Origin of the sequence: Lactococcus muris, assembly GCF_042849115.1 — a bacterium.
GTDB classification, from domain to species: Bacteria; Bacillota; Bacilli; order Lactobacillales; family Streptococcaceae; genus Lactococcus; species Lactococcus muris.
The window spans coordinates 51,916-64,969 of sequence record NZ_BAAFQO010000008.1; the positions used below are offsets into that span (position 1 = coordinate 51,916).

General features: G+C 39.7%; 12 protein-coding genes. 9 read left to right on the plus strand and 3 right to left on the minus strand.

Features of this window, described 5'->3' with window-relative positions:
- Positions 1-93: 93 nt before the first annotated feature.
- Together galE and ACGHCK_RS06130 are read left to right on the plus strand one after the other, a co-directional pair.
- On the plus strand, positions 94-1,077 hold the full coding sequence (gene galE / locus ACGHCK_RS06125) for a UDP-glucose 4-epimerase GalE (RefSeq protein WP_251422413.1): 984 nt from the start codon (positions 94-96) through the stop codon (positions 1,075-1,077).
- A gap of 179 nt (positions 1,078-1,256) precedes the next feature.
- Positions 1,257-2,717 carry a basic amino acid/polyamine antiporter gene (locus ACGHCK_RS06130; RefSeq protein ID WP_251422416.1) on the plus strand — a complete coding sequence of 487 codons (1,461 nt, stop codon included), beginning with the start codon at positions 1,257-1,259 and terminating at the stop codon, positions 2,715-2,717.
- A gap of 20 nt (positions 2,718-2,737) precedes the next feature.
- On the opposite strand, the gene ACGHCK_RS06135 is transcribed toward ACGHCK_RS06130, so the two are convergent.
- The 3 genes from ACGHCK_RS06135 to ACGHCK_RS06145 are packed head-to-tail and all read right to left on the minus strand — an operon-like array spanning position 2,738 to position 4,390.
- The gene (locus ACGHCK_RS06135; protein WP_271328122.1) at positions 2,738-2,959 is read right to left on the minus strand and encodes a MerR family transcriptional regulator; all 222 of its coding nucleotides are present in this window, start codon (positions 2,957-2,959) and stop codon (positions 2,738-2,740) included.
- Positions 2,952-4,025: a DNA replication/repair protein RecF gene (gene recF, locus ACGHCK_RS06140; RefSeq protein ID WP_251422422.1), complete on the minus strand. Its 1,074-nt coding sequence runs from the start codon at positions 4,023-4,025 to the stop codon at positions 2,952-2,954. The genes ACGHCK_RS06135 and recF overlap by 8 nt, the downstream gene beginning before the upstream one ends.
- Positions 4,026-4,027: 2 nt before the next feature.
- On the minus strand, positions 4,028-4,390 hold the full coding sequence (locus ACGHCK_RS06145) for an RNA-binding S4 domain-containing protein (RefSeq protein WP_251422425.1): 363 nt from the start codon (positions 4,388-4,390) through the stop codon (positions 4,028-4,030).
- A 132-nt stretch (positions 4,391-4,522) separates the two neighbouring features.
- Between ACGHCK_RS06145 and yfmF the strand changes: the two genes are divergently transcribed.
- From yfmF to ACGHCK_RS06180, 7 genes are all read left to right on the plus strand, one after another.
- Positions 4,523-5,767 (plus strand): EF-P 5-aminopentanol modification-associated protein YfmF, encoded by a 1,245-nt coding sequence (yfmF, locus tag ACGHCK_RS06150; RefSeq protein WP_251422428.1) that lies wholly within the window; start codon positions 4,523-4,525, stop codon positions 5,765-5,767.
- The gene (yfmH, locus tag ACGHCK_RS06155) at positions 5,748-7,031 is read left to right on the plus strand and encodes an EF-P 5-aminopentanol modification-associated protein YfmH (RefSeq protein WP_251422431.1); all 1,284 of its coding nucleotides are present in this window, start codon (positions 5,748-5,750) and stop codon (positions 7,029-7,031) included. The genes yfmF and yfmH overlap by 20 nt, the downstream gene beginning before the upstream one ends.
- A 51-nt stretch (positions 7,032-7,082) precedes the next feature.
- Positions 7,083-7,982 carry a helix-turn-helix domain-containing protein gene (locus ACGHCK_RS06160; protein WP_251422434.1) on the plus strand — a complete coding sequence of 300 codons (900 nt, stop codon included), beginning with the start codon at positions 7,083-7,085 and terminating at the stop codon, positions 7,980-7,982.
- Between the two features lie 31 nt (positions 7,983-8,013).
- Positions 8,014-8,565: a CDP-diacylglycerol--glycerol-3-phosphate 3-phosphatidyltransferase gene (gene pgsA / locus ACGHCK_RS06165; RefSeq protein WP_251422437.1), complete on the plus strand. Its 552-nt coding sequence runs from the start codon at positions 8,014-8,016 to the stop codon at positions 8,563-8,565.
- A 504-nt stretch (positions 8,566-9,069) separates the two neighbouring features.
- Positions 9,070-10,353 (plus strand): histidine--tRNA ligase, encoded by a 1,284-nt coding sequence (gene hisS / locus ACGHCK_RS06170; protein WP_202231160.1) that lies wholly within the window; start codon positions 9,070-9,072, stop codon positions 10,351-10,353.
- Positions 10,354-10,408: 55 nt separating this feature from the next.
- Positions 10,409-12,157 carry an aspartate--tRNA ligase gene (gene aspS / locus ACGHCK_RS06175; RefSeq protein ID WP_251422440.1) on the plus strand — a complete coding sequence of 583 codons (1,749 nt, stop codon included), beginning with the start codon at positions 10,409-10,411 and terminating at the stop codon, positions 12,155-12,157.
- Between the two features lie 10 nt (positions 12,158-12,167).
- On the plus strand, positions 12,168-13,031 hold the full coding sequence (locus ACGHCK_RS06180; RefSeq protein WP_202231168.1) for a YitT family protein: 864 nt from the start codon (positions 12,168-12,170) through the stop codon (positions 13,029-13,031).
- Positions 13,032-13,054 lie beyond the last annotated feature (23 nt).

The following is a 13,054-nucleotide window of genomic DNA, read 5'->3' on the forward strand; positions in this document are numbered from 1 at the left end:
TATGTTGCTTTTATAAATGAATAAAGCTATACTTGTACTTAAATATTATTAATGAAAAACTTTGTGACTCAAAGTAATGGAGGGTAAAATAAAATGACAGTCTTAGTGCTTGGAGGCGCAGGCTATGTGGGAAGTCATGCTGTTGATATGCTGCTGGCGCGTGGCTATGATGTTGCAGTGATAGACAATCTGGTGACAGGGCATCGTGAAGCAGTACCTGCAAAGGTTCGTTTCTATGAAGGAGATGTCCGCGATCATGACTTTTTGGCTGAGGTTTTCAAAAAAGAAGATAACATTGAAGGCCTGATGCATTTTTGCGCCTATTCATTAGTGGGGGAGTCGATGCAAAAACCGCTGATGTATTTTAATAACAATGTGGGGGGAGCGCAGGTTATACTGGAAGCTATGGAAGAATTTGGTATCAAACATATCGTTTTCTCAAGTACAGCAGCAACTTTCGGTATACCAGAAGAAAGTCCAATTTCTGAAAAAACACCACAAAAACCGATAAATCCATACGGTGAAAGTAAGCTCATCATGGAAAAAATGATGAAATGGCAATCTCAAGCAACAGATATGACTTATGTAGCACTACGCTATTTCAATGTTGCAGGGGCAAAAGATGACGGCAGTATCGGTGAAGCGCATAAAAACGAAACCCACCTGATTCCACTTATCTTACAGACAGCGCTGGGACAGCGTGATTTTATCACGATTTATGGTGATGATTACAATACCCCTGATGGCACTTGTGTTCGTGATTATATCGATATGGAAGATTTGATCGAAGCGCACATTAAAGCCTTGGAATATCTAAAGTCTGGCGGAGCTTCTGACCAGTTTAATCTTGGTTCTTCTAAAGGTTACTCAAATCTCGAAGTCTTAGAAACAGCACGTCGTGTGACGGGCAAAGAAATCCCTGCAAAGATGGGAGAACGTCGCCCGGGTGATCCGGATATGCTTGTTGCAGACTCAACCAAGGCGGGTAAAATCTTAGACTGGCATGTAAAAAATGATTTGGAACACATTATTGAGAATGCTTGGAAATGGCATAGCTCACATCCAAATGGATATTAAGAAAAGCAAAAGTAGCCTTAATAGAAAGGCTATTTTTTGCTTTTGAGAGAAAAAATAAAAAATGTAAAAATATAAACAAGGAGAGAAAATAAGCAGATAAAAGTTGCATGAAAATGCAAAAAATGTTATATTAAGGAAATGTTTTTGATGTAAATGAAAGTGAAATTATAGGAAAATAAATGGAAAATAAAAAAGGAATGGGACTAATAGCCCTGATATCCATCGTTGTGTCAAGTGCCATAGGTGGAGGGGTATTTAACCTTTCCAATGATTTGGCCAATGGAGCCACGGCTGGCGGTGTTATTGTCGCATGGTTCTTTGTAGGTTTGGGGCTCTTGACTCTTGTTTTAAGCTTAAACCATCTTATTATTAATAAACCAGAACTCTCAGGGGTTTCTGACTATGCTCGGGAGGGTTTTGGGGATCTGGTTGGTTTTCTTTCTGGCTGGGGCTATTGGCTTTCCACTTGGCTTGGAAATATCGCTTTTGCAGTACTGATGATGATTTCCATGGATTATTTTTTTCCCGGAAAATTTGCAAATCCGAATGGGAGCTTAACCATACTTGCAGTTGTTACAGTATCTGCTCTTTCTTGGCTTCTATCTTTACTTGTCAGCAAGGGTGTGGAGTCTGCGGCGGTTGTTAATGCTATCGTCTTAGTGTGTAAACTGATACCGATTTTTGTCTTTATGATTGCCGGGATTTTGATGTTTAAGCTAGGCATCTTCACGACAGAGTTTTGGAACAATGTTTCTGAAAATGCTCAAGGTATGATTCAAATACAGGGGGCTATGACAGCAGGCGGTTTACTTGAACAAGTCAAAAGCTCCCTTATAGTCATGATTTGGGTCTTTGTTGGTATAGAGGGAGCTGCGATGATGGGAGATCGCGCCAAGAAAAAATCTGATGCGGGGCGTGCAACCATCGTTGGACTCATCGTTTTACTTTTTATCTATGTTTTACTTTCCTTATTGCCGTTCGGTTATTATGAACAAGCCGAGTTGGCTGCTATGAAAACACCAGGGATGGTTTATATTTTAAAAGATATGCTTGGTGATTTTGGTGGGGCTTTGATGGCAGTTGGTTTAGTCGTCTCGGTACTAGGTGCTTGGCTTTCATGGACTATGCTTCCAGTGGAGTCAACAACACAGCTGGCCAACCAAAAATTACTCCCAGAGTGGTTTGGCCGTTTGAACAAGTATAATGCACCGGCAAATTCGCTGTGGCTCACGCAAATTTTTGTTCAACTTTTCATCATTGTCACTTTCTTTGTAGCCAATGCTTATAATGTCATGGTTTATCTCTGTACTGCCTGTATCATGATTTGTTATGCTTTGGTTGGTGCTTATATGATGAAACATGGCTGGGAAGAAAAAAATATTAAAAATATGTGGATAGGATTCATTGCTTTTGCTTTTCAAGCTTTAGCACTTTGGCTTTCTGGCTGGCAATATGTTTGGATGGGGTCTATTCTGTATGCTATCGGTTTTGTCTTCTATCATATGGCGAAGAAAGAAAATAAGAGCAAACTTTCTCATGTCGAAGTACTGTCGATTCTTTTGATTATTACATTGTCAATTTTTGCAGTTATTGGCTTGGCGGGTAATCATTATGGTTTAAGAGAGTTACTCGGATTGTAAAGAGTATTAAAAATTCGGAATCAGAGTTCCGAATTTTTTTGTTCTAATTTTGAGTAGTGGTCATTTTTGATGTGGACCAAAATCCGAAGCTCTTCTTCTAGCTTATCCTTTTGTTGACGTAAGGCGTGTTCTTGCTCTACAAGAAGTGAAATTCTTTCCAGTAATGTAGCGTCTCCCTCTTGAGATAGGGACCTAAATTTACTGAGACGCTTTGCTGTCAGTGGTGGCTCTTTCTTATTCATGTTTTATAATTTCTCCTTGTTTCACATTGAAAATACTCAAGTTTTCAGGTAAATTTTTGAGATGATCAAGTGTTGTTGTGGTAATAAAGGTCTGTGTTTTTCCAAGACTTGTTTCTAAAAGATCCAGCTGACGGTTATTGTCAAGTTCACTCATAACATCATCAAGCAAAAGGATAGGATATTCGCCTGTTTCCTCAAAGATCAAATCAATTTCGGCTAACTTAATCGATAAGGCCACTGTTCTTTGCTGCCCTTGACTACCAAAGTCAGCAACATTGATGCCATTGACAAAAAAAGTGAGATCGTCACGATGAGGACCGACAGAGGTTTGATGGCGAAAAATATCTTTATCCCGCGCTTTTTCTAAATCATCAAGGAGAGATTCAGAACTTATTTTATAGCCAATCTTTAGCTCTTCCAAACCGTGTGTGAGTTGATGATGAATTTTTTGCGCTAAGTTTTCTAACTTGGAAATAAAACTGTGACGTTCCGCACTAATCTTTTGCCCATGTTCAGCTAGCTGACTATCGAGGACGTCTAAAAAAGTAGTATCAATCTGCTTGCGCTCTAATTTAAGATAAGCGTTGCGCTCCTTCAAAGCGCGGTTATAGCGAACAGAATTATGGAGATAAACAGGACGAATTTGGCCAATCTCCATGTCAAGAAAGCGGCGACGAACGCTCGGTGCTCCCTTGATGAGCTCTAAATCTTCGGGCGCAAACATGATGAGATTAAGCTGACCGATGTAGTCAGCCAAACGGTTTTCTTTGAGATGATTAACCTGAGCGGTACGCCCTTTAGGAGTCAAGGCAACTTCTAATGGCACATTGCTGTGTCCTTTATAAACCGTTCCTGAAACCTTCATTTCTTTCGCGTCCCAGCGTATCAACTCACGATCGTGATGTGTGCGATGGCTTCTTGTGAGGGCGAGAAAGTAGATGCTCTCTAAAATGTTAGTTTTCCCCTGAGCATTTTGCCCCAAAAAGATATTCAGATGAGGATGGAAGTCAAGGGAGAGATGAGTATAATTTCGAAAATTATAAAGCTGAATATTGTTAAGTTTCATGTTTATTTAGCGCCAGGAAATCTTGGCTTAGTGGCTTTCTTAGGTTTTTGGCTTTTGACCTGAGCGTTCATCTTTTTAACAAGAGCTTTGACACGTTCTTCTTCAGCCCTGTCTTCTTCATATGCAGCAACTTCCTCAGCAGAGGCCTGAACAAACTTGATGAATAGCTCAAATTTCGGAATTTCTAAAATATCACCTGCACGGAGTTTTTTTCCTCGGCGGTTTTCAGCTGTCTTGTTTAAGAAAATATTGCCCTCATTTTCAGCAAGAAAGAGCTTGGCTTGTCCTCCTGTATTCACGATAGCTAACTCTTTGATGACTTGCCCTAATGTAATATATTCTTCAAATAAAGTATAATTTTGCATAATACTATTTTAGCATAAAGAGTCTCAAAAATAGTGGAAATTTTGCTATAATAGATATATTACAGCTCTTGCTCTTTTAGCTTGGAATGTGTTTTTTCATCCTTTAAAAGGAGGAGTAGACAAGGGATAACTATGAAACTAGCCAACGGAGTAAATCTCCATGTTATAAGGGAAACAAAATTTAAAACAATACGTATCATGGTACGTTTACGTGAAGAACTTTCACGAGAAAATATTGCTAAACGTGTGATTATTTCTAATCTATGGGAAACTACTAATACAGCATATCCAACGGCTCAAGCTTTTTCGAGTCGTTTATCAGAACTCTATGGCACCTCTTTTTCAACAGCAGTGAATAAAAAGGGCAGTCAACATCTTTTAAGCATCCATATGAGTCTTGTCAATCCTAAGTTTGTTGGTGTGGATACTTTGGCAGGTGCTGTTGATTTTATGCATAAGGCACTCTTTAGCCCAGATAAGAATGTTGAGGTCTTCCAACGTGAAAAGACAAATCTTATTAACTATCTTAAGGCAATGAACGAAGACCGTTCTTATTATGCGAGTCGTCAGTTGGCTACCCTTTTTTTTACTGATGAAAATCAAGCCCTTCCGGGTGTGGCTACTGTAGAACTTTTAGAGAGTGAAACAGCAGAAGCTGTCTTTAATTACTATACAGAGATGCTCAATCACAACCTTATTGATATTTTTGTCCTAGGTGATGTGGAAAAAACTGAAGTTGTGCGCTTGTTCCAGACCTTTGACTTCAAGGACCGTCAGGGACATTCCGATATTTTTTATAAACAGGGAATTAAAGATTATCAGGAAAAAACTGAAGAGAAAGAGGTGCAACAGTCTATTTTGCAAATGGCTTTTGCACAACCAGCGACTTATGGTAGCCCGGACTATATGACTTTACAAGTGATGAACGGTCTTTTTGGTGGCTTCGCTCATTCTAAATTATTTATGAATGTCCGTGAAAAGGCAGGTCTGGCTTACTATGCGAGTTCAGCATTTGATAGTTTTACAGGTTTATTAAGGGTCAATGCTGGAATCGATGCAGGAAATTATCAGCAAGCCCGTGCACTTATTTTAGAGCAGCTTCAGGCTCTCCAGTCTGGAGACTTTACAGCACAAGAAGTCGAGCAAACGAAGATAATGCTTAAAAATTCTTACTTCATGTCGCTCGATTCTTCTTCAAACTTGATTGAGCAAGCTTTTATTCATGAAGTTTTACCTGAACTCTATATTGATGAAGCAACCTTTTTGAAGGAACTGGAGGCTGTGACTAAGGAAGATATCATGCGCTTGGCGCAAAACTTAACACTACAGGCCCAATATTTCATGAAAGGGGAAGTCTATGCAGAAGAAGAGTTATGAAAAAACAGGAGAAATTCTCTATACTGATGTTTTGGCAAATGGCTTGACCGTTTATTACCTGCCAAAGCCGGATTATAATCGTACATATGGGCTTTTTACCACCAATTTTGGGTCGCTTGACACATCATTTGTTCCCTTGGGTAGCCAAGAAATGAAGACCTTTCCGGAAGGAATTGCTCATTTTCTAGAACATAAACTTTTTGAGAAAGAGGAAGGCGATGTGATGGGCAAGTTTGGTGCCTATGGTGCTCAAACAAATGCATTTACCAGTTTTTCAAGAACGTCTTATCTTTTTTCGACACGTGAAAATATTTATGCGTGTGTCGCCTTGCTGCTTGATTTTGTCCAAAAGCCTTATTTTACAGCAGAAAATGTCGCCAAAGAGCAGGGAATTATTCAGCAAGAAATTCAGATGTATCAAGATGATAGCGATTGGCGCTTATTTTCAGGACTTTTGGCTTCACTTTACCCTGATTCACCCCTAGCAGATGACATTGCTGGAACGCCACAATCCATTAAAGAAATAACAGCAGAAGATCTCTACATAAACTATGAAACGTTCTACCACCCATCAAATATGAATCTCTTTTTAACAGGACCTTTTGATGTTGAGCAGATGGCGAAGTTTGTGAGTGAAAATCAGGAGAAAAAAACTTTTGTTAAGACAGAAGCGATTCAGAGAAAAATAGTTGAAGGCAGTCAGCCAATTCAAGGAAGAACCTTAAAATTTGAAGTCGCGATGCCTAAGCTGGCTCTGGGTTTTCGTGGAGAAGACCCGCTTCCAACGGATGCGCGTGAATTGTTAGAGTATAAGCTTTCTAATCAGTTGCTTCTAGATATGCTTTTTGGCAAAACGAGTCACCGATACGAGGAGATGTACAATGCAGGCTTAGTGGATGATTCTTTTGGATATGGTTTTGACATGGACAAGAGTTTTCACTTTGCGAATATTACAGCAGATACTGAAAAACCAGAACAAGTAAGTAAAGTTTTGCAGGAAGCTTTAAAAAGTTATAAAATAGATAAAGATTTTGAAAAAGAAAATCTAGAAATACTGAAGCGTGAAACATTAGGAGATTATTATAAATCCTTAAACTCTTTAGACTACATAGCCAATCAATTTTCTTCAAATATTTATGGCGATCTTAACTTCTTTGATCTTCCTGAGATTTTATCCGAGTTGACCCTTGAAAAAATCAGCAGGCATGCTGAAAAATTTGTAGCGAATATGCAAATTGTAGATTTTATTATCTACCCCAAATAATACGAACAGTTATGAGTAAATCCATGTATTTTATAAATCTGAGAGGAGGACATGGTGGCAATTAAAACAATAGGCGAAGTCCTCAAAGACAAGAGAACAGAACTTGGCCTTGGGCTGAGTGAAGCCGAAAAACTTACAAATATTCCGAAATTATATATTATTGCCTTAGAAACAGGTGACTATAAGGCTTTACCTGGTGATTTTTATATTAAAGCCTACCTTAAACAATACGCTGAGAAGCTAGAACTTGATGCAGATCAAATCATGTTGGCTTATGAAAAAGATGGTTCGATGTCTGTTGAAGAACACGAGGACATCCAGGAAACTTATCGTTTTGTAAAACCGAGTGAACGTGTAGAAGAAGAGGAAGAGGAGAACAATAAACCTGCATGGCGCTACTACCTTCCGATTATTTTACTTTCTACCGTTGCTTTAGCGATTGTTGGAAGTGTTACTGCTGTCGTACTTTTAAATCGTCCGCAAAATAGTAATTTGAACGATGTTTCTTACACTTATCAGACCAGTGAAACTGCAAAAACGACAGAAGATGAAAAAACAGCAGAATCAACAGAAAAAGCAGATGAGACAAAACCAGAGCCAGAAAATCAACTTGCGGTCACAGGGAGTGGAACGCAGCTCAATGTTAACTTGACGAATGCGAGCCTTCCTTCTCAAATTGTATTCACGACAGCAGCAGGGACAGTCACCACCATTTCACTGACAAATGCGGATTGGGCTACAGCGCGTACGTTATCTGATGCAGAAAATACAGCAACAGCAATCATAGGTACGGGCTTGACAGAGTCAACGATAAGACTTTCAAATACACAAGGACTTACGATGACGATTAATGGTAATAATGTTGACTTGTCTAACTTAAGACAGGGCGTTCCAGTAAACATCCAGCTTACTATAACTTATGCAAGTACAACAGCCACTCCAGCAGAATGAGACACTGTTAAAATTATAAAAGAAAGCAATTATGAAAAAAGAAAAACTCCCTAATCAACTAACGATACTAAGAATCTTTATGATTCCACTCTTTCTTATTGTTCTTTATCTGCCACATGGTGCAGCTGTTGGTACAAGCTATGTTTCGTGGATTGTTGCAGCGATTATCTTTGCTGTAGCCTCAATCACTGACTGGCTTGATGGCTATTTGGCACGCAAATGGAAAGTTGTTTCTAATTTTGGTAAGTTTGCAGATCCGTTAGCGGATAAAATGTTAACAATGGCTGCATTTGTGATGTTAATTGCACTAGGATTAGCTCCAGCTTGGGTTGTTGCCATCATCGTATGTCGTGAACTTGCTGTGACCGGACTTCGCCTTTTATTGGTTGAACAAGGTGGTGCAGTCTTGGCTGCAGCTATGCCAGGGAAAATTAAAACATTTACACAAATGTTGTCGATTATTTTCTTGTTAATTGGTGATCCTATTTATATTGGCACACTCTTACTTTATGTTTGCCTTATCTTCACGATTTATTCCGGCTATGATTACTTTGCCAAAAATATGCAAGTATTTAAGGACTAATTCAATATTAGGGCTTGAAAAAAAAGAAGGTCTGCGTTATACTTAACTTAAAGAGAGTAAGACTCGGCTGAAAGCTTACATAAAGTTAATGTGACTGTATAAAACGATAGCAACGTTATAGCTAAACTGAGGTTCTGGAAGACAGGACAAATTTAGGTGGTACCGCGATAAGATTACTGACGCCCTAGAGCTCTTGCTTGGGGCGTTTTAATGTGTTACCAGCATTGCGCCTGAAGGCGCTAATGCTGGGCGGCAAGCCCTATAGGACCTTGCCTAAACACTTTATTAGGTAAAATGCAAAAAAATTATCGTTTTTTGCACTTTACCGTCATAATATACCATCGCGTGCTTGAAGGTACTCATGCTGGGCGGCAAGCCTTACAAGGCCTTACCTGATAATGCCTTATCCTATAGCTAAGACTGTTAATGTTGGTCAGCAGGTCTCACAAGGGCTTTCCTGATAATGTTTTAACCACAAATGTATTCAATTACAAAGGAGATAATATGAAATTACAAAAACCAAAAGGTACGGCAGACATTCTGCCTCAAGAGTCACAAAAATGGCAATATGTAGAAATGATGGCCCGTGCAGTATTTGAAGATTATAATTTCAGAGAAATCCGTACACCACTTTTTGAAAGTTACGAGCTGTTCAGTCGGGCAACAGGTGAAACAAGTGACATCGTAACTAAAGAAATGTATGATTTTGACGACAAAGGTGGACGTCATATCGCTTTGCGTCCTGAAGGGACAGCTTCAACTGTTCGCGCTTATATTGAAAATAAACTCTTTGCTCCAGAAGTGCCCAAACCAGTAAAAATGTATTATATGGGTTCGATGTTCCGTTACGAACGTCCTCAATCTGGACGATTACGCGAATTCCACCAATTTGGTGTGGAATGTTTCGGAGCGAAAAATCCAGCGATTGATGTCGAAATTATCGCCATGGCGCAATCATTATTTGAACAAATCGGTATCTCTGGTGTAACACTTCACTTGAATTCTTTGGGTGACTTAGAGACACGTAAGGCTTATCGTACAGCTTTGATTGATTATTTGACACCTTTTGAAAGTCAGCTTTCGAAAGACAGCCAACGCCGCCTTCACGAAAACCCTCTGCGAGTACTTGACAGCAAGGAAAAAGAAGACAAGGAAATCGTCAAGGGTGCACCATCTATCTTGGACTATCTTACAGAAGAGTCTCAAAATCACTTTGACATGACCCGTGAACTGCTCGATGGTTTGGGTATTGATTATGTCATTGATACCAATATGGTTCGCGGTCTGGATTACTACAATGATACAATCTTTGAATTTATCGTGGATGTCAAAGGACAAGAATTGACGGTTTGTGCAGGTGGCCGTTATGATGGTCTGGTTGAATACTTTGATGGACCTGCCACACCAGGTTTTGGATTTGGACTGGGTGTAGAGCGCTTGTTGATGGTTGCTGAAATGCAAGGCGTTGATTTCCATGAAGAAGATACACTTGATGTTTATATTGCCGTTATGGGAAACAAAGCCAGCTTAGCAGCGACACAACTTGCAGAAAGTCTTCGTGCTCAAGCCTTTAAAGTTGAACGAGATTTTTCTAACCGTAAACTAGGTGCTCAATTTAAATCAGCTGAAAAGGCAAAAGCAGAAGTGATAATTACGCTTGGTGACAATGAAGTGGAAACAAGTGAAATTACAGTTAAACATAACCAAACGCGTAAAGAAGTAAAAACAACTTTGGCAGAAGTTGCGAAAGGTTTTGCGCCTATCTTTGAAGAAGCGCTTGGAGAATAAAAAGTTCAGTAGTTCCAAGGAACCTGAGGACTAAAGAAACGTAAGGAGATTAAACTTGAAGAGAACAAACTATGCAGGAAATATTACAGAAGAGTATTTAAACCAAGAAGTTACCGTAAAAGGTTGGGTTGCAAAGCGCCGTAATCTTGGCGGCTTAATCTTTATTGATTTGCGCGACCGTGAAGGCATTGTCCAGATTGTGGTTAATCCTGAAACAGCAACAAAAGAAATCGTAGAAGCTGCAGATAAAGTTCGTAACGAATACGTACTTGAAGTTACAGGTAAAGTTGTTGAGCGTGCCAGCAAAAACGAAAATATTAAAACAGGTGGAATTGAAATTGAAGCGAATCAAATGAAAATTCTTAGTACTTCAAAAACAACACCATTTGAGATTAAAGATGGTGTGGAAGTGCTTGACGATACGCGTTTGAAATATCGTTATCTCGACTTACGCCGCCCAGAAATGCTGAACAACATTACGATGCGTCATGCGACAACGCGTGCTATTCGTAGTTACTTGGACGATCAAGGATTCATCGATGTCGAAACACCTTTCTTGAACAAGTCAACACCAGAAGGTGCACGTGATTATCTTGTCCCTTCTCGTGTCAATAAAGGCGAGTTTTATGCTTTGCCACAAAGTCCACAGCTTATGAAACAATTGTTGATGACTGCAGGTCTCGATCGCTACTACCAAATCGTAAAATGTTTCCGTGACGAAGACTTGCGTGGCGACCGTCAACCAGAATTTACACAGGTCGACTTAGAAACAAGCTTCCTTGGGGAAGAAGAAATTCAAGATTTGACGGAAGGCTTGATTGCGAAAGTTATGAAAGACGTTAAAAATGTCGATATAACTTTACCGTTCCCACGTATGAAATACGATGATGCCATGAACTTCTATGGTTCAGATAAGCCAGATACACGCTACGAGATGCTCTTGCAGGACTTGACAGACCTTGCGAAAACTGTAGATTTCAAAGTCTTTAGCGAAGCACCTGTTGTTAAAGCCATTGTCGTTAAAAATAATGCCGATAAGTACTCTCGTAAAGCTATTGATAAATTAACAGAGCAAGCCAAGCAAAATGGGGCCAAAGGCTTGGCTTGGATCAAGTTTGAAGACGATAAATTGGCTGGTCCTATTGCTAAATTCTTGACAGATAAAACATCAGAATTCGTTGAAACTTTGGGCTTAGAAAACAACGACTTGGTTCTCTTTGTGGCAGACAGTTTAGAAGTGGCAAATTCAGCACTGGGTGCTTTACGTCAAACGATTGCCAAAGAGCAAGGCTTAATTGATTATTCGAAATTCAATTTCCTCTGGGTTATTGATTGGCCAATGTTTGAGTGGTCAGAAGAAGAAGGCCGTTATATGAGTGCGCATCACCCGTTCACTTTACCAACTGCTGAAACACAAGGGGAACTTTCAGGAGACCTTAGTAAAGTCCGTGCGCATGCTTACGACATCGTTTTGAATGGCTACGAACTCGGTGGTGGTTCACTCCGTATTAATACCCGTGAATTGCAAGAAGAAATGCTTAAAGCACTCGGCTTTAGTTTAGAAGATGCCAATGCGCAATTTGGTTTCTTGTTGGAAGCTTTAGACTATGGCTTCCCACCACACGGAGGATTGGCCCTTGGTTTGGACCGTTTCGTGATGTTGCTTGCAGGCAAAGACAATATTCGTGAAGTCATTGCTTTTCCTAAGAATAATAAAGCCACAGACCCGATGACACAAGCGCCATCAGTAGTCAGTGAAAGCCAACTGGAAGAATTGAGAATTAAACTTGAAAAACTTGACTAAATTTATCAACATGCTTGGTGGCTGGGAAAAGTTGACACATCGTTTCTCAGCATCTGTCTTATATGGAATCACTTCTGCTTTTGCACTGAATTTCTTTTACCAACCTGGAAGAGTCTATTCTAGTGGTGCTACAGGTGCAGCCCAGGTGGCAACTGAGATTTTTACACGGATGATGGGGTATAACTATCTGCCCATATCGGTAACGCTCTTTCTGATTAATGTTCCCTTGATGATTTTGGCATGGTTCCGCTTGGGAAAACAGTTTACCTTGTTTACTTTGCTGACTGTTACCATGAGTTCTGTTTTTATCCACTTTGTCCCAGAAACAACGCTGACACCTGATCCGATCATCAATGCCATCTTTGGTGGTACTATTATGGGTGCAGGAGTTGGTTATGCCATGCGTAATGGTATTTCAAGTGGGGGTACGGATATCATTGCCCTTTATATCCGCAAGAAAACGGGACATAATGTTGGAACACTAGGATTTATCGTTAATGGTGTGATTATCTTTACTGCTGGAGTGCTTTTTGGCTGGGAATACATGCTTTACTCCATGATTGCTATTTTTGTGAGCTCACGTGTCACAGATGCTATCTTTACACGTCAAAAACGGATGCAGGTCATGATTGTCACCGAGAATCCTGAAATCATCATCCGCAAACTCTTTGAAAAGATGCATCATAGTGCAACAATTTTGAATAATGCTGAAGGTGCTTATTCACATGAAAAACGGACAATCTTGTTTACAGTTATTACAATGTACGAATATCAAGATTTTAAAGAAATCATTACTAAATATGACCCAAAAGCCTTTGTTTCCATCTCGGAAAATGTCCGTGTTATCGGTAACTTTAGTGAGATTACAGATTAAGTTGACAAAACGGTTGTTTTAGT